Genomic DNA, 17198 nt, shown 5'->3' on the forward strand with positions numbered 1-17198 from the left:
GCGAACACTTTCCAGACCACTGACCGGGCAGCCGTACGGTCCAATCAGAAAAAGGGGGAGGGCCGGTGGCCCTGCATGTGGCGGTCGAGGTCGTCAGAGAATCCGAGACGTCGCTCACCTCGCAGATCCAGCATTACCTCAAGAGGGAGATATCCGAGGGAATCCTCCACCCGGGCACCCGGCTGCCGTCCAGCCGGCGGCTCGCCGACGACCTCGACGTGTCGCGGAGCGTGGTGGTGGAGGCGTACGGACAGCTGGTCGCCGAGGGGTATCTGGAAGCGGTCCAGGGCGCGGGCACCCGGGTGGTGGGCCATCTGGACGCCGGACCGGCCGTGGTGCCGGCCCTGCTGGACGAGGGCCGGGTGCCCGCCGTCCGCTGGGACCTGCGCCCCGGCGGCCGCAACTTCCCCGCCTTCCCCCGCCGCGAGTGGCTCAGCTGCTACCAGCGGGCGCTGTACGCGGCCGACACCGCTGACCACGACTACCCGCCGCTGGCCGGTACACCGGCGCTGCGTGTCGAACTCGGCCACTACCTCGGCCGGTTGCGCGGGGTGCGCACCACTGCCGACCAGGTGATGGTGGTGTCGGGCTTCGCCCAGGCGCTCGGCCTGCTCTGCGCGGTCCTGCCCGGACTGGGCGTCACCGAGCTCGGCATCGAGAACCCGGGCCACCCCGGCCAGCGCCAGTTCGTGCACGGCAGCGGACTGCGCACCGTGCCGCTGCCGGTGGACGACGAGGGCATCGACGTCGACGCACTCGCCGCGTCCGGGGTGCGCGCCGTCCTCGTCACCCCCGCCCATCAGTACCCCACCGGTGTCACCCTCTCCGCGCGGCGCCGCGAGGCGCTGGTGCGCTGGGCACGCGAGCACGACGGCTGGGTGATCGAGGACGACTACGACGGCGGGCTCTGGTACGAACGCGGCACCACCCGCCCGCTCGCGCTCCAGCGGCTGGCCCCCGACCGTGTCGTCCACGCGGGCACGGCGAGCAAGTCGCTCGCCCCCGGCCTGCGGCTCGGCTGGCTCGCCGCGCCGCGGCCGATGCTCGACCAGTTGCTGAGGGCCCGCGCCCGCCACGACCTGGGTAGCGAGACACTCACCCAGCTGGCCTTCGCGGAGTTCCTGCGCAGCGGACTGTTCGACCGCCATCTGCGCCGGCTGAACGCGCTGTGCCGCAGCCGCAGGGAGACGCTCGACGAGGCGGTGCGCCGACACCTCCCGGGGGCCGAGGTCGTCGGGCGGGCGGCCGGCCTGCACGCCTACGTACGGCTGCCCCGGCACACCGACGAGGCCGCGCTGGTGGCAGGGGCGCTGCGCCGCTCCGTGCTGGTGCGCGGCGCCGCGGCCTTCCACGCCGGACCGGGGGGCGCAGCGCCCGCGCTGGTCGTCGGCCACGCCCACCTTCCGCGCTCCGGGGTGGCCGAGGCGGTCCGCGAGCTGGCGGCGGTCAGCCGTTCGTCCGAAGGAAGTTCTCCAGCATCACCAGTCCGCCGTTGGTCGTGATGCTCTCGGGGTGGAACTGCACGCCCTCGATCGGCAGCGTGCGGTGCCGAAGGCCCATCACATACCCGTGGTCGGTGGCGAAGGCCGTGGAGACCAGCTGGTCCGGGAGCGGGTCGGCGACGATCAGCGAGTGGTAGCGGGTCGCCTCCAGGGTGTTGCCGAGCCCCTGGAACACCCCGGCGCCGTCGTGCCGCACCGTGCTGGTCCGCCCGTGCATGAGTTCACCCGCCACCTCGACCCGCCCGCCGTGCGCCAGCGCGATCGCCTGGTGGCCCAGGCAGACACCGAGCAGCGGCACCCGGCCGGCGAACTCGTGCACCAGCTCGACGTGACCGGAGTCGGCCGGATGGCCAGGACCTGGGCCCAGCACCACGGCGTCCGGCTCGGACCCGGCCAGTTGGCCGGGGGTACGGGAGAGCGAACGCACCACCTCGGTCTGCGCGCCGAGCGTGCGCAGGTACTGGTCGATGATGTGCACGAAGCTGTCGTAGGCATCGATCAGCAGGACCTTCATGTCCTGGATTTCCTTCACGGCTGCAACTCCTCACCGGTGAGCGCCCAGTAGGCCGCCCCCATCTTCGCGAGCGTCTCGCGCCATTCGGCCTCCGGTTCGGACTGGGCGACGATGCCCGCCGAGCTCTGCGTGGAGTACTTCTGGCCGTCGTACTCCACGGTGCGGATGCACAGCGCCAGTTCACTCCAGCCGCGGACGTCCACGAGCCCGACCGCGCCCGCGTAACTGCCCCGCCGCTCCACCTCCAGCTCGTCGATGATCTCCATGGCGCGTACCTTCGGGGCGCCCGTCATGGTGCCCGCGGGGAACGTCGCGCGCATCGCCTGCCAGGGGTCCACGCCCTCCTCCAGCCGGCCGGAGACCGTCGACACCAGGTGGAAGACGTGCGAGAAGCCCTCCACGGCCATCAGCCTGTCCACCGGCTGGGTGCTGGGCCTGGCCAGCCTGCCGATGTCGTTGCGGCAGAGGTCGACGAGCATGATGTGCTCGGCCCGCTCCTTGGTGCTCTCCTGCATCTCCTTGATGCGCCGCTGGTTCTCCTCCTCGTCCGGGCCCCGCCTGGCGGTGCCCGCGATGGGGCGCATCACGATCTCGTCGCCCTCGATCCGGAAGAACAGCTCGGGGCTGGCGCCGATCAGGGTGCTGCCCGCGCGCGGCATCAGGAACATATAGGGGGAGGGATTGCGATGGCGAAGCCGCCGGTAGACCTCCAGAGGCGTCAGCGCGGACCGCACGTCGATGCGGTGACCGATCTGGATCTGGTAGATGTCGCCGACGCCGATGTGCTCCAGGCACTGCTCGGCCCAGCCCAGGAACGTCTCGCGGCTCACGCTGTCGTGCACCGAGACCGGCTCGGGCGCCCGCGGCACCGCGGGCCGTACCCCCGAGGGCACCGGACGGGCCGCCTCCGCCGCCAGCATGACGACGTCGACCCCCGCCGCCGTGTCGGGGAACGCCGGGCTCTCGGCCCGCAGCCTGTGCGCGCTGCCCACCGCGAGGTCGTACCGGACCGTCTCCTGGAAGAGCGTGAGCGTCATGTCCGGAACCTGGAGCTCCGCCGTCCTGGCGGGCAACGACTCCATGAGCCAGGCGGATTCGTACGCCAGCGAGGTCAGGAAGCCGAACGCGTAGGCCGTGGTGGGCACCGAGCTCTCCACCGTGAACACCGACCGGGTCGCGGCCAGAGCCTGCCACAGCTGGTCAGGGGCGGCGAAGCGCAGCCGCCGCGCCCCTTCCCCCGCCGTACGGTCGGCGGTGAGTCCCGCGCCCTCGGCCGCCTCGGCGAGCGCCCGGACGACGGCCGGCGCCCCGTCGACCTCGATGTGGCCGTCGAACACGCGGATCTCGGCCAGCCTGCCGAAGCCGACGACCGCCGAACGGCGGTCCTCCTCGGCCCCCGCCCTGCTCTCGAAGAGGAACACGTCCTGCTCGGGGAGGACGTCCCGCAGACGTACGTAGAGATCGAGGGGGTCGTGCTGCGGCAGAACCGCCTCGGTGACCCGCACACCGATCGTTGTTGTTTCCGGCAAGGTGAACTCCCTCTGGTCCCGTCGGACTCGACTGACGGTGAGTGAACCAGCGGACGGGAGAAGGCGGCCAGACCAATTTCCCGCACCCGATGCGGGCCATTGTGCAATCACTTGACCCGGGCGGCGGCCGCGGATTGAGTTGTGCCACGTTCTTTATGGGCCTCCCCATCGGAAGGCAGTAATGAAAAGAAGCATGGAAGACATTCCGGGAAGCATCGGGAAAACCCCGGGAAGCATCGGGAAAACCCCGGTAAGTATCCGGGAAACCCCGGGAGCCGCCCCGGAAGACCCCGCAGGCACGGAAGAGGGCCGGCGGGGGAACACGGCCGCCGACTCCTGGCGTGCGTTTCCCGCCGGGCAGCAGCCGGACTGGCGGGGCACCGACGAGCTGGGCGCCGTCACCGGCTGGCTGGCCGGGGCCCCGCCGCTGGTCTTCGCCGCCGAGTGCGACCAGCTACGCCGCCGGATGGCGGCCGTCGCCCGCGGCGAGGCCGTCCTGCTCCAGGGCGGGGACTGCGCCGAGACCTTCGACCGGGTGACCGCGGACACGATCCGCGGCGGCCTCAAGACGCTGCTGCAGATGGCCGTCGTGCTCACCCACGCCACCGCCCTGCCCGTGGTCAAGATCGGCCGGATGGCCGGGCAGTACGCCAAACCGCGCTCCAGCCCCGTCGAGAGCCGCGACGGCCTCTCCCTGCCCTCCTACCGCGGCGACGCGGTCAACGGCCTGGCTTTCACCGCCGAGGCCAGGGCGCACGACCCCGCGCGGCTGCGCATGATGTACGAGGCGTCGGCCCGGACGCTCAACCTGGTACGGGCCCTGACCACCGGCGGATTCGCCGACCTGCACCAGGTGCACGCGTGGAACCGGGGCTTCGTCGCCGACTCGCGTGCCGGCGAGCGCTACGAGGAACTGGCCGACGAGATCGGCCGCAGCCTGGACTTCATGCAGGCGTGCGGGGTCGACACCAGGGAGCTGGGCACCGCCGAGTTCTTCGTGGGCCACGAGGGGCTGCTGCTCGACTACGAAGCCGCACTGACCCGCACCGAACCGGAGAACGGCCGGGCCTACGCCACCAGCGGCCACCTGTTGTGGATCGGTGAGCGGACCCGGGACCTGGACGGCGCGCACGTCGAGTACTTCTCCAAGGTCCACAACCCCATCGCGGTCAAGCTCGGTCCCGGCACGGACCCCGACACCGTGCTGCGGCTCATCGACCGCCTCGACCCGGACCGGGAGGCCGGCCGGCTGACCTTCGTGGTGCGCGCCGGCGCCGACCGCGTCCGTGACCTGCTCCCGACCCTCGTGGAGAAGGTCAACGCGGAGGGTGCGCTGGTCTGCTGGGTCAGCGACCCGATGCACGGCAACACCACCACCGCCGCCAGCGGGCACAAGACCCGCAGCTTCGACACGGTGCTCGACGAGGTGCGCGGCTTCGTGGAGGTCCACCAGGCGCTGGGCACCCACCCGGGCGGCATCCACGTCGAGCTCACCGGCGACGACGTCACCGAGTGCACCGGAGGCGGCAACGAGGTACTGGCCGAGGACCTGCACCACCGGTACGAGACGGCCTGCGACCCTCGCCTCAACCACACGCAATCCCTGGACCTGGCCTTCCTGCTCGCCGAGATGTACCGCGAACAGATGCGCGTCACCGCCCGCGCACGGCCTCGTCGATGAGGGCGAAGGGCGGGTCGGCGGCCAGGTAGAAGTGGTCCCCGGGAAGCGTCCGCAGCCGGAACGGGCCACGGGTGGACCGCTGCCAGGCAGCGGTCTGCTCGACGCTCACCCGGGGGTCGGACGCACCGACGAGCGCGGTGACGGGACAGCTCAGCGGTCTGTCCACATCGCCGCCGTACGCCGCGAGCATGCGGAAGTCGGCCGCGATGTAGGGCATCACCAGTTGCATGAAGGCCGGGTTCTGCAGCAGCTCCGCGTCGGTCTGGCCCAGTTCGACCAGCGTCGCGGCCACGGACTCGTCGGACCAGGTGGTCCCGGCCGCGGGGTCCGCCCGCATCAGCTGCGGTGCGCGGGCCCCTGAGGCGAAGAGGTGTCCCACCGCGGCGCCGTCCGCCTCCAGCGCCCGTGCCACCTCGTAGGCGACGGCGGCCCCCATGCTGTGCCCGAAGAGGGCGGTCGGCCGCTCCGCCACGAAGGGGCGCAGCTCGTCGGCGATGAGCCGTGCCATGGCCACGAGTTCGGTGGCCGGGGGCTCGGCGATGCGCTCCGCGCGGCCCGGGTAGCAGACCGCGTGGACCTCGAACCTGTCGAGCGCCTTGGCCCAGCTCCGGAAGAAGTAGGGCGAGCCGCCGGCGTGCGGGAAGCACACCACCCGCTCCGCCGCGAAGGGCCGAGCCTCGACGCACTGCGTCCACACCATGCTGCCCCCAAGGTCCCTGGCCGGCGCACGCGCGTCCGGTACCGCACCGGTCATGATCCCGGTCCACCCCTGACAGCCCACTGACAGGTGCGACCGCCCTGGGGGCATAACACCGAGCGAGGGGGCAACTGGCAGCTCCCGCCGGGGGGTTGTCGGCTCCTACGGTACCGGTACCCCCACCGAGATCGAGGAGACACCGCCATGCTCCACAGACATGCCAAGGCCGCCTGTGCCGCGTTCGCCGCGGTCGGCGCGCTCGTGCTGGCAGGGCTGCCGGCCACCGCGGCCGCGGACCCCGCCCCGGCCGCGGCGCCCTCCGCCGCCGACACCCTGGGCGCGAGCCGGACGGACCCGGAACTGCTGAAGGCCATGCAGCGCGACCTCGGCGTCACCGCCCGGCAGGCAGCGGCGCGACTGGGCAACGAGGCGGAGGCGGGCGCCGTCGCGGGCCGGCTGCAGAACGCGCTCGGCGGGAACTTCGCCGGGGCCTGGGTCCAGGGCGCCGACTCCGCGACGCTGACCGTGGCCACCACGAACGCCGCCGACGTCGCCTCCATCGAGTCGAAGGGGGCACGCGCCCTCGTCGTACGGCACTCCCTGCGGCAGCTGGACGCGGCACTGGCGAAGCTCGACGGGACCGCCACCGCGGCAGCCGAGCAGAGCGTGCCCGTGCGCTTCGTCGACGTCAGGACGAACTCGCTGACCCTCCAGGCCGTCCGTCCCGCCGCCGCGGACGCCCTCGTCGCAGCGGCCGGCATCGACCCCGCTCTCGTACGGACGCAGCAGTCGCCGCGCCAGCCGCGACCGCTGTACGACATCAGGGGCGGCGACGCGTACTACATGAACGGCAGCGGACGCTGTTCGGTCGGCTTCCCGATCACCAAGGGCACGCAGCAGGGCTTCGCCACCGCGGGGCACTGCGGACGGCCCGGCACCACCACCACCGGCTTCAACCAGGTCGCGCAGGGCTCCTTCCAGGCCTCCACCTTCCCCGGTCGCGACACCGCGTGGGTAGCCACCAACGCCAACTGGACCTCGACGCCCTACGTCAAGAGCAACAGCGGAAACGTCCAGGTCACCGGCTCGACGCAGGCCGCCGTCGGTGCCTCGGTCTGCCGGTCGGGCTCCACCACCGGCTGGCACTGCGGCACCGTCCAGCAGCACAACACCAGCGTGACCTACCCCGAGGGGACCATCAGCGGGGTGACCCGCACCTCGGTCTGCGCCGAACCCGGGGACTCCGGCGGCTCGTTCATCTCCGGCAGCCAGGCGCAGGGCGTCACCTCGGGCGGGTCCGGCAACTGCAGCTCCGGCGGCACGACCTTCTACCAGCCGATCAACCCCCTCCTCCAGGCGTACGGCCTGACCCTCAAGACCACCTCGGACGACCCGGGTCCCGGTCCGGGCGACCCTGGTGAGCCCGGCGGCACCTGGGCGGTGGGCACCGTCTACGCGACGGGCGCCCAGGTGACGTACGGGGGCGCCACCTACCGGTGCCTCCAGGGCCACCAGGCCCAGGCCGGCTGGACGCCCCCGAACGTTCCCGCACTCTGGCAGCGCGTATGACATCTGGCGCACACGCTGTCCCGGCGGCCGTCGGTGCATGACCCGGGCCATGTGGGGCAGCAGGAGCCATGACTCGACGTCCGGTGCCGCGGTCCGCGGCACCGGACGCCGCGCCGTGGCGCCGCCGGGTCTGCCGCTGTGGCGGAGAATGTGCGGCCGATCCCCGTTCGTACCGTGTCGCTGGTAGGCCGTACGGGTGAGGGGCGTCAGAATTGCCGGATGCAGATACAGCACGTGGGTGGGGTGGTCCGGTGAGCAGGTATGACGTCACCGACGAGCAGTGGGAAGGGCTCGCCCAGGTGGTACCGCTGCGCAGCCGCAACGAATGGCCCTCCAGGACCGATCACCGCACGATGCCGCAGGAGTACGAGGCGGTGGAGCAGCGACGGATGATCGTCCTGCGGGTGCAGGTCTTCTCGGACGCCAGAGAGGTCGCGGAGTACCTGATCGCGCAGATCCCGGTCCTGCTGGACCTGACGAGCGTGGAGTCCGACGTGGCCAAGCGAATCCTGGACTTCAGCAGTGGAGTGGTCTTCGGCCTCGGCAGCGGCATGCACCGGGTGGACCGGAACGTGTTCCTGCTCGCGCCGGTCGGCATGGAGGTCGAGGGCGCCGCGGAGGCGGCCGTCCCCCGATCGTAGGAAGGCAGAACAGGTGTAACGGTTCGCCAGGGGTGCGGGCGCATAGCGTCCGCGTCATGACTGCGTCCTCGCTCGCCGGCCAGCCCGCGCCCACCCCCTCCGTACGCCCGCACCGCCCCGAGGTCACCGAACTACGGCTGTCCGCCTTCGGACCGCACCGCGGAGCGGTCTTCCCGCTCGGCCCGCTGACCTTCTTCGCCGGGGCGAGCGGCAGTGGCAAGTCGACCGCGCTGCGGGGGTACGAAGCGCTGGCGCGTCTTGCCGTGGGCGACGTGCTCGCCGAGGTGTTCCCCGACCCCGTCGGCTGCGTGCCGGACGGGAACGGCCCGGACGAGCAGGGGCGCCGCGGCTTTCGGATCGGGTGCACGGTCGACGGCCCGGCGGGCCCCGTACGGCTCGAACTCGCCGTGCAGGCCGAGCCGGACCTCAGAATCGTCGGCGAACGGCTGTCCTGCGAGGGCCAGGACCTGCTGTCCACCGCGCTGCGCGATCCGCGGGGGAGCACCGTCCAGGCGGCCTGGCACACGGCGGGCGCCTCGCGAGTGACGCGTGCGCCGCTGCCGGACGACCGGCTGGGAACGGCGCTGCTGCCGTTACGGGTGGCGGGCAGGACCGACGGGGAGCTGCGGGTGCTGGCCGCCGCCGAGCAGGTGCTCGTCGCGCTGCGGTCGGTCTACGTCTGCGATCCGCAGCCGCAGCGGATGCGCGCCCCGGTGGCCGTCGGCGAGGGACTGCTGCGGCGGGGCTGCGACAACCTCGCGGCGGTCCTGCGGCGCACCGGTGACGAGTGCGCCAGACGGCACACGGCACTCGTCGCGGCGGCGCGGCAGGGGTGCGCGGGCCCCGTCGAGGACCTCACGGCGGAGGACCTGCCCGACGGCACGGTGGGGGCGGTGCTCGGCCGGGGCGCCCGGGGCGTGACCCCGCTCGGGCGGCTCGGCGACGGCGAGCTGCGCTACCTGGCGCTCTCGTTGGTGCTGCTGACGGGGCCGCGGGTGCTGGACATGGAGTACCTGGGCGAGGTGCCCGACGCGCACCAGGCGCTCGCGGTACTGGCCGACGGCTTCGACCGGGGGCTCGACCGGCGCCAGGCGCGGGCACTCGGCGAGCTCGCCGCGCAGATGTGCGGCCGGGGCCACATCAGGCTGGTCGGTACGGTCACGGACACCTCGGGCGTGCGTGAGACGGCGGGGGCGGCGGTGGTAGACCTGTAGCCGTGAGAGACGAAACGCAGGCTGTGGCGGGGAGCAAGGTGTCCGGGGACCGGGGGGCGGAGAATCAGGTGTCGCCGGCTCAGGTGTCGCCGGCCCCGGTGTCCGGGGACGAGGCGTCGGGGAGTCAGGTGGTGGAGCTTCAGCGCAGGCTGGCTGCGTTCGCCGCGGCCCGGGACTGGGAGCAGTACCACACGCCCAAGAACCTGGCGGCCGCGCTGAGCGTGGAGGCGTCCGAACTGGTCGAGATCTTCCAGTGGCTGACCCCCGAGCAGTCCGCCCGGGTGATGGAGGAGCCGGACTCGGCGCACCGGGTGGCCGACGAGGTCGCGGACGTACTGGCCTACCTGTTGCAGTTCTGCGAGGTGCTCGGAGTCGATCCGCTGGCGGCGCTGGCCGCCAAGATCGAGCGGAACGAACGGCGTTTTCCCGTACCGGGGGCAGAGGTTCCGGAAGCCTCGGAAGGAGCGGTTCGTCACTCTTCGGAGTGATGGCAATATCCACAACCGTATTTGTGTCCACAGATTTCCGCATAGCCCTGGTTTTCCGGGTCCCTTCCACTCACTCTGGGTAGTGAACAGGGAGAGAGAAGGACGGGCAACGGGGGTCGCTGATGGACGCGGTGAGACTCATTCGGGTCGGCAGACACGCACTGGCGCAGAGCCAGGAGCCGTTGGACATCCTGACAGAGGCCTGGCAGGCGCAGGCGCTGACCCAGGCCATCGGCGGGATGCTGGCCATGAAGGGCCCGCCGGAACTCCGGGGAGAGGCACAGGGGCTCTGCGAGGCCGGCGGCAGGGGCTGCGGGACGATCGACTGGTCGTCGCTGTGCGCGAGCGGGGTGAGCGTGCCCGGCCTGTCGGCGGCGCGCCCGCCCGAGCTCAGGCCCCGGGCGGCGCAGCTCGGCGAAGTGGTGGACCCGCGAGGGGCGTTGGTGGGGCTCGGGGGTCTGCTGGGAGAGGTGGGGATCGCGCTCGTCGCGGTGGCCTGCGCGGCGGACGAGGAAGGGTTCTACTGGCAGACGATCGAGGCGATCGACGCCGCCGACGAGTCGAACGACCGGGTGCGCGGACTGCTCCGCCGGCTCACGGTGTGGGAGCACGGCAGACTGCAAGGTGCCGCGGACTCGGCGGGCTCGTCATGACCCCGCCCCGGTCGGTAGGACCGGCCCCGGCCGCCCTGCCGGCGGGCGTCACCGCCGCATTCGGATCAGCCGGTACCCCGGCCCTCGCCGCTGCCCTCGTGCGTGCTGCTGCCGGAGCCGGCCGTGCCGCCGGACGGCGGGCGGTCGCCCGTGGTCTGCAAGTCGGCGTCGAGCTGCGAAAGATCGGCGGTCAGCGCCGCCATCAGCTCCTCCATCTGCTGCAACAGGCCCTTGGGGGCGGCCTGCTGAAGTGGTACGGACTGCCGCACCGGATGTGGTGCGGACGACGCGCTCTGTTCAGGTACGGCTTCCTGGGACATGGCGGCCTCCTCGGCCCGAGCCCTCCCGGCGGGGGAGGGCGGTGTCGCTGGCGACGCCCCGGCAGCGTGCGTCGGCGCGCGGGCCGGGCGGTCCGGCTCCGCCCGACCAAACGAGTGGCTGGGGCGCCGGTCACCGGCACGGCGGTGCGAGGACCCCCACGGTGTCGGCTTTTCACCCGACCGGGCAGATGGGGGACAGATGGGGCCGACGGGATTGACGACGGATCCCCGGTGCAGGATGGAGGCATGGATCTTCGAATTTTCACCGAGCCCCAGCAGGGTGCGAGCTACGACAAGCTGCTGACCGTCGCGAAGGCCACCGAGGCCCTGGGCTTTGACGCCTTCTTCCGGTCCGACCACTATCTGCGCATGGGGACCGCCGACGGGCTGCCGGGCCCGACCGACGCCTGGATCACCCTCGCCGGGCTCGCCAGGGAGACCAGCCGGATCCGGCTGGGGACGCTGATGACGGCGGGCACCTTCCGGTTCCCCGGGGTGCTGGCCATTCAGGTCGCACAGGTCGACCAGATGTCCGGCGGACGGGTCGAACTGGGCCTGGGCGCAGGCTGGTTCGAGGAGGAGCACAAGGCGTACGGAATCCCGTTCCCCAAGGAGAAGTTCGGCAGGCTGGAGGAGCAGCTGGCGATCGTCACGGGTCTGTGGGAGACGGAGGTCGGCAAGAAGTTCAGCTATGACGGGACCCACTACCAGTTGACGGACTCACCCGCGCTGCCCAAGCCGGCCCAGCGCAAGGTGCCGGTGCTGGTCGGAGGGCACGGGGCGGTCCGGACCCCGCGTCTCGCCGCCCAGTACGCGGACGAGTTCAACATCCCGTTCGCCTCGCTGGAGGACACCTCGCGGCAGTTCGGCAGGGTAAGGGCCGCCGCGGAGCAGGCGGGGCGGAAGTCGGGAGACCTCGTCTACTCCAACGCGCTGGTGGCGTGCGTCGGCAAGGACGACGCGGAGGTGGCCCGCCGGGCGGCCGCCGTCGGACGGGAGGTGGACGAGCTCAAGGCGAACGGGCTGGCGGGCTCGCCCGCCGAAGTGGTGGACCGGATCGGACAGTTCGAGGCGATCGGATCGAGCCGGATCTACCTCCAGATGCTGGACCTGGACGATCTGGACCATCTGGAACTGATCTCCTCGCAGGTCCTGTCCCAGCTGAACTGATCCCCCTCCCCAGGAGTTCTCGTGCAGCCCACCCGCCCGCTCGCCGCCGCACTCGCCGAGGGGACGCTCGTCCTCGACGGCGGGCTCTCCAACCAACTGAATGCGCAGGGGTGCGACTTGACCGACGCGCTGTGGTCCGCGCGGCTGCTCGCCGACGACCCGGAGCAGATCCGCGCTGCGCACGCGGCGTACGTGCGGGCGGGTGCCCAGGTGCTGATCACCTCCAGCTACCAGGCGACGTACGAGGGGTTCGGCGCACGGGGCGCCGGGCGCGCGGAGGCGACCGGTCTGCTGGCCCGCAGCGTGGAGCTGGCACGCATGGCCGCCGCCGACGAGCCGCGGCCGGTGTGGGTGGCGGCCTCGGTCGGGCCGTACGGGGCGATGCTCGCCGACGGCAGCGAGTACCGGGGGAGGTACGGGCTGGCGGTGACGGAGCTGGAGCGCTTCCACCGGCCGAGGATCCAGGCACTGGCCGCCGCGGGGCCCGATGTGCTCGCACTGGAGACGGTGCCGGACACCGACGAGGCCGAGGCGCTGCTGCGGGCGGTCGAGGGGTGCGGGGTGCCCGTCTGGCTCTCGTACACCGTCGCGGGGGAGCGGACCAGGGCCGGACAGCCGCTCGCCGAAGCGTTCGCGATCGCCGCTGACAACGATCAGGTCGTCGCGGTCGGGGTGAACTGCTGCGAGCCGGGCGACGCCGGGCGGGCGGCGGAGATCGCGGCGCAGACCACCGGCAAGCCGGTCGTCGTCTACCCGAACAGCGGTGAGGAGTGGGACGCCGAGGCCCGCCGCTGGACCGGGCGCGCCACCTTCGACCCGGACCGGTTGCGAGGATGGCAGACCGCAGGCGCGCGGTTGGTCGGCGGCTGCTGCCGGGTGGGACCCGAGCAGATCGCCGCACTGGCGAGGGACGTGGCCCAGGTCGCCTGAGGACCGCACGTGCGTGCGAGGCCGGGGTGAGGGTCGCGCGTGCCCGCCGGGCCGGGTTGAGGGCGCGTGTGCCTGCCGGGCCGGGCCGGGGCGGGTGTGGGAAAACCCGTGGGCAGGGTGGGTGGGGCGGACGATACTCGGACGTGTGTTCATGACGATCAGTACCACCGGCACCCAGGAACGCCCGGCGACCGACCTCGGATTTCTGCTGCACAAGCATCCCGGACGGCGGCAGGCGTTCTCCACCTCGTACGGCACGGCGCACGTCCTCTACCCCGAGGCGACCGCCGAGCGCTGCACGGCCGCGCTCCTCCTTGAGGTGGATCCGGTCGCGCTGGTCCGGCGCGGCAAGGGGAAGGGGCGGGGCGGTTCACCCGACGCCGCCCTGGCCAGTTATGTCAACGACCGCCCGTACGCGGCCTCCTCGCTGCTCGCCGTCGCGCTGAGCACCGTCTTCAGGAGCGCCCTGCACGGGGTGTGCGAGGCCCGCCCCGAGCGTGCTGCCGAGCCGATGCCGCTGCGCGTCGAGGTGCCCGCGCTGCCCGCTCGCGGAGGCGCGGAACTGGTGCGGAAGCTGTTCGCGCCGCTGGGTTGGAGCACGGTCGAGGCCGTCCCCGTACCGCTGGACGAGCAGTTCCCCGAGTGGGGCGAGTCGCGTTACGTACAGCTGGTGCTGGAAGGGGAGCTGCGGCTTGCCGACGCCCTGCGGCACCTCTACGTACTGCTCCCGGTGCTCGACGACGCCAAGCACTACTGGGTCTCGCCCGACGAGGTCGACAAGCTGCTGCGGGCAGGCGAGGGCTGGCTGCCGCAGCACCCCGAACAGAAGCTGATCACCAGCCGCTACCTGTCCCGGCGTTGGGGGCTGACCCGGCAGGCCACCGAGCGGCTGGCCGCGTCCGCCCAGGGCCTGGCCCGGCTCGCAGACGCCGACGACATCCAGGTCGAGGAGATCGACAACGCGGTGGCCGAGGAGACGCTGACGCAGGCGCCGCCGACGCCGCTCTCCGTGCAGCGCAGGGAGGCGATCCTGGCAGCGCTCCGCACGGCGGGCGCGGGCAGGGTGCTCGACCTGGGCTGCGGACAGGGGCAGCTGGTGCAGGCACTGCTGAAGGACGTGCGGTTCACCGAGATCGTCGGTGTCGACGTGTCCGTGCGGGCACTGACCGTCGCCGCGCGCCGGCTCGGGCTGGAGCGGATGGGCGAGCGGCAGGCCGAGCGCGTCACCCTGCTGCAGGGCTCGCTGACGTACACCGACAAGCGGCTGCGCGGGTACGACGCCGCGGTGCTCAGCGAGGTGATCGAGCACCTGGACCTGCCCCGGCTGCCCGCGCTGGAGTACGCGGTGTTCGGCGCCGCGCGTCCCGCGACGGTGCTCGTGACGACCCCGAACGTGGAGTACAACGTGCGCTGGGAAACCCTGCCGGCCGGCCATGTCCGGCACGGCGACCACCGCTTCGAGTGGACCCGCTCTCAGTTTCGGGACTGGGCCGAGCAGGTGGCGGAACGGCACGGTTACGGCGTCGGGTTCACGCCCGTGGGGCCGGAGGACCCGGAGGTCGGTCCCCCCACCCAGATGGCGGTCTTCACCAGGGAGCCGTCCGCCCACCGGACGCCCGCGGGAAACCAGGGGCGGAACGAAGCGGCCCACCACCCGGACACCGAGCCGGCGAACAACGCGGGCGACGAGACGCAGAAGGAGGCGAAGGCCGCATGAGCAGCACCACGGAAGAAGCAGCAGGCACCACCGCACCGCGCAGACTGCCGGTCACCGACCTCTCCCTCGTGGTCCTGATCGGGGCCACCGGCTCCGGCAAGTCCACCTTCGCACGCACCCACTTCAAGCCCACCGAGGTCCTTTCCTCGGACTTCTGCCGTGGCCTGGTCGCCGACGACGAGAACGATCAGAGCGCCAGCCGCGACGCCTTCGACGTGCTGCACCACATCGCGGGCAAGCGCCTGGCAGCCGGCCGGCTGACCGTCGTCGACGCCACCAGCGTCCAGCCCGCGAGCCGTAAGACGCTCGTCCAGCTGGCCAGGAAGTACGACGTCCTGCCGATCGCGATCGTGCTCGACCTGCCCGAGGAGGTGTGCGCGGCACGCAACGCCGAACGCCCCGACCGGGCGGGGATGCCGCGCCACGTGATCCAGCGGCACCGGCGCGAACTGCGCCGCTCGCTGCGCGGGCTGGAGCGCGAGGGCTTCCGCAAGGTGCACGTCCTGCGCAGCGTCCAGGAGGTCGAGACGGCCGAGGTCGTTCTGGAGAAGCGCTACAACGACCTCACCCATCTCACCGGCCCCTTCGACATCATCGGCGACATCCACGGCTGCAGCTCCGAGCTGGAGACCCTGCTGGTGAAGCTGGGTTACGTCGACGGGGCGCACCCCGGGGGCCGGACGGCTGTCTTCGTCGGTGACCTCGTCGACCGCGGCCCGGACAGCCCCGGCGTGCTGCGCCGGGTGATGGGCATGGTCGCGTCCGGCGACGCGCTCTGCGTGCCGGGAAACCACGAGAACAAGCTCGGACGCTGGCTGCACGGCAAGAACGTCCGGCACACGCACGGACTCGCCGAGACCGTCGAGCAGCTGGCGAAGGAGGAGGAGAGCTTCAGGGAGCAGGTGAAGGTCTTCATCGACGGCCTCGTCAGCCACTACGTCCTCGACGGCGGGAAGCTCGTCGTCTGCCACGCGGGACTGCCCGAGAAGTACCACGGGCGCACCTCGGGACGCGTCCGCTCGCACGCGCTGTACGGCGACACCACCGGCGAGACCGACGAGTTCGGCCTGCCCGTGCGCTACCCGTGGGCCGAGGAGTACCGCGGCAGCGCGGCCGTCGTGTACGGACACACTCCCGTCCCGCAGGCCTCGTGGATCAACAACACCCTCTGCCTCGACACAGGTGCCGTGTTCGGCGGCAGGATGACCGCGCTGCGCTGGCCCGAGCGCGAACTCGTCGACGTGCCCGCCGAGCAGGTCTGGTACGAGCCGGTCAGGCCGTTGCTCACCGAGGCACCCGGCGGACCCGACGGGCGCCCGCTGGACCTCGCCGACGTCTCCGGACGGCGGGCGGTGGAGACCGGCGAGCACGGGCGCGTCGTGGTCCGCGAGGAGAACGCGGCGGCCGCGCTCGAAGTCATGAGCCGGTTCGCCGTGGACCCGCGGCTGCTGATGTACCTGCCGCCCACGATGGCGCCGACGGCGACCTCCGCCGTGCCGGGATACCTGGAGCACCCGGCCGAGGCGTTCGCGCAGTACCGGGCGGACGGCGTCGCGAAGGTCGTGTGCCAGGAGAAGCACATGGGCTCGCGCGCCGTGCTGCTGGTGTGCCGGGACGCGGGGGTGGCGCGTGAACGGTTCGGGGTCGAGGGCCCGGCCGGGGTCGTGCACACCCGTACCGGACGTCCGTTCTTCGACGACGAGAGCATGAGCGAGCTGGTGCTGGCCAGGCTGCGTGCGGCGATGGACGAGGCCGGGCTCTGGGACGAGTTCGACAGCGACTGGCTGCTGCTCGACGCCGAACTGATGCCCTGGTCACTCAAGGCCTCCGGACTGCTGAGGCAGCAGTACGCCGCCGTCGGCGCGGCCTCGGGAGCCGCATTCCCGGCTGCGCTCACCGCCCTGGAGACGGCTGCGGCACGCGGTGTGGAAGGCGCGGGCGAACTGCTGGTCCGCCAGCGCGAACGGGCCGGGGACGCGGCTCTGTTCACCGAGGCCTACCGGCGGTACTGCTGGCCGACCCAGGGCCTGGACGGGGTGCGGCTCGCTCCCTTCCAGCTGCTCGCCGTGCAGGGCCGGGTCCTCGCGGCCGAACCGCACGACCGGCAACTCGCCTGGCTGGACCGGCTGGTGGAGCACGACGCGTCCGGGCTGCTGCGTACCACCCGCAGGCTGGTCGTCGACACCGGCGACGAGTCGTCGGTGCGGGCGGGTGTCGACTGGTGGACGGAGATGACCAGCAGGGGCGGTGAGGGCATGGTCGTCAAGCCGCTCCAGGCGCTGGCGCGGGACGGCAAGGGCCGCCTCGTGCAGCCCGGCGTCAAGGTGCGGGGCCGCGAGTACCTGCGGATCATCTACGGACCCGAGTACACCCGCCCCGAACAGCTGACGAAGCTGCGCAAGCGGTTCCTCGGGCACAAGCGGTCCCTGGCGCTGCGCGAGTACGCACTCGGCCTGGAAGCCCTGGAGCGGCTGGCCGGCGGCGAACCGCTGTGGCGGGTGCACGAGGCCGTGTTCGCCGTGCTCGCCCTGGAGTCGGAACCGGTGGACCCACGGCTCTGACAACCCTCTCCG

Annotated in this window: 15 protein-coding genes; 11 read left to right on the plus strand and 4 right to left on the minus strand. The window is 72.2% G+C overall.

The annotated features are described in order from the left end of the window. The first annotated feature begins 65 nt into the window (after positions 1–65). Positions 66–1502: a PLP-dependent aminotransferase family protein gene (locus ACIQM4_RS00990; RefSeq protein WP_401584180.1), complete on the plus strand. Its 1437-nt coding sequence runs from the start codon at positions 66–68 to the stop codon at positions 1500–1502. Here the strand turns inward: ACIQM4_RS00990 and ACIQM4_RS00995 are convergent. Next, positions 1447–2016 (minus strand): anthranilate synthase component II, encoded by a 570-nt coding sequence (locus ACIQM4_RS00995; protein WP_401585989.1) that lies wholly within the window; start codon positions 2014–2016, stop codon positions 1447–1449. The genes ACIQM4_RS00990 and ACIQM4_RS00995 overlap by 56 nt on opposite strands. A gap of 14 nt (positions 2017–2030) precedes the next feature. Continuing rightward, the gene (locus ACIQM4_RS01000; RefSeq protein ID WP_401584182.1) at positions 2031–3545 is read right to left on the minus strand and encodes an anthranilate synthase component I family protein; all 1515 of its coding nucleotides are present in this window, start codon (positions 3543–3545) and stop codon (positions 2031–2033) included. A 193-nt stretch (positions 3546–3738) separates the two neighbouring features. On the opposite strand from ACIQM4_RS01000, the gene ACIQM4_RS01005 reads away from it, so the two are divergent. Beyond that, complete coding sequence (locus ACIQM4_RS01005; protein ID WP_401584185.1) at positions 3739–5226, plus strand: class II 3-deoxy-7-phosphoheptulonate synthase; 1488 nt, start codon at positions 3739–3741, stop codon at positions 5224–5226. Here ACIQM4_RS01005 and ACIQM4_RS01010 read toward each other — a convergent pair. Further along, the gene (locus ACIQM4_RS01010) at positions 5198–5980 is read right to left on the minus strand and encodes a thioesterase II family protein (protein WP_401584187.1); all 783 of its coding nucleotides are present in this window, start codon (positions 5978–5980) and stop codon (positions 5198–5200) included. The genes ACIQM4_RS01005 and ACIQM4_RS01010 overlap by 29 nt on opposite strands. A 147-nt stretch (positions 5981–6127) precedes the next feature. On the opposite strand from ACIQM4_RS01010, the gene ACIQM4_RS01015 reads away from it, so the two are divergent. The 5 genes from ACIQM4_RS01015 (at position 6128) to ACIQM4_RS01035 (ending at position 10488) form a co-directional block, all read left to right on the plus strand. Then, the gene (locus ACIQM4_RS01015) at positions 6128–7492 is read left to right on the plus strand and encodes a carbohydrate-binding protein (RefSeq protein ID WP_401584190.1); all 1365 of its coding nucleotides are present in this window, start codon (positions 6128–6130) and stop codon (positions 7490–7492) included. Positions 7493–7743: 251 nt separating this feature from the next. Continuing rightward, positions 7744–8133 carry a cell division protein SepF gene (locus ACIQM4_RS01020; RefSeq protein WP_401584193.1) on the plus strand — a complete coding sequence of 130 codons (390 nt, stop codon included), beginning with the start codon at positions 7744–7746 and terminating at the stop codon, positions 8131–8133. Between the two features lie 56 nt (positions 8134–8189). After that, positions 8190–9347, plus strand: coding sequence for an AAA family ATPase (locus ACIQM4_RS01025; protein WP_401584195.1), 1158 nt, complete (start codon positions 8190–8192; stop codon positions 9345–9347). Positions 9348–9475: 128 nt separating this feature from the next. Then, on the plus strand, positions 9476–9835 hold the full coding sequence (locus ACIQM4_RS01030) for a nucleotide pyrophosphohydrolase (protein ID WP_401585991.1): 360 nt from the start codon (positions 9476–9478) through the stop codon (positions 9833–9835). 122 nt (positions 9836–9957) lie between these two features. Next, positions 9958–10488 carry a DUF6099 family protein gene (locus ACIQM4_RS01035; RefSeq protein WP_401584198.1) on the plus strand — a complete coding sequence of 177 codons (531 nt, stop codon included), beginning with the start codon at positions 9958–9960 and terminating at the stop codon, positions 10486–10488. A 65-nt stretch (positions 10489–10553) separates the two neighbouring features. On the opposite strand, the gene ACIQM4_RS01040 is transcribed toward ACIQM4_RS01035, so the two are convergent. Then, positions 10554–10808, minus strand: a complete 255-nt coding sequence (locus ACIQM4_RS01040) for a hypothetical protein (RefSeq protein WP_401584200.1) — start codon at positions 10806–10808, stop codon at positions 10554–10556. Between the two features lie 246 nt (positions 10809–11054). Between ACIQM4_RS01040 and ACIQM4_RS01045 the strand changes: the two genes are divergently transcribed. The 4 genes from ACIQM4_RS01045 (at position 11055) to ACIQM4_RS01060 (ending at position 17186) form a co-directional block, all read left to right on the plus strand. Beyond that, on the plus strand, positions 11055–11978 hold the full coding sequence (locus tag ACIQM4_RS01045) for an LLM class F420-dependent oxidoreductase (RefSeq protein WP_401584204.1): 924 nt from the start codon (positions 11055–11057) through the stop codon (positions 11976–11978). Positions 11979–11999: 21 nt separating this feature from the next. Further along, the gene (gene mmuM, locus ACIQM4_RS01050; protein WP_401584206.1) at positions 12000–12908 is read left to right on the plus strand and encodes a homocysteine S-methyltransferase; all 909 of its coding nucleotides are present in this window, start codon (positions 12000–12002) and stop codon (positions 12906–12908) included. Between the two features lie 145 nt (positions 12909–13053). Next, on the plus strand, positions 13054–14625 hold the full coding sequence (locus ACIQM4_RS01055; RefSeq protein ID WP_401584209.1) for a 3' terminal RNA ribose 2'-O-methyltransferase Hen1: 1572 nt from the start codon (positions 13054–13056) through the stop codon (positions 14623–14625). Further along, positions 14622–17186 carry a polynucleotide kinase-phosphatase gene (locus ACIQM4_RS01060; RefSeq protein ID WP_401584212.1) on the plus strand — a complete coding sequence of 855 codons (2565 nt, stop codon included), beginning with the start codon at positions 14622–14624 and terminating at the stop codon, positions 17184–17186. The genes ACIQM4_RS01055 and ACIQM4_RS01060 overlap by 4 nt, the downstream gene beginning before the upstream one ends. The last annotated feature ends 12 nt before the right edge of the window (positions 17187–17198 follow it).

Source organism: Streptomyces sp. NPDC091272, assembly GCF_044757485.1.
Lineage (GTDB): Bacteria > Actinomycetota > Actinomycetes > Streptomycetales > Streptomycetaceae > Streptomyces.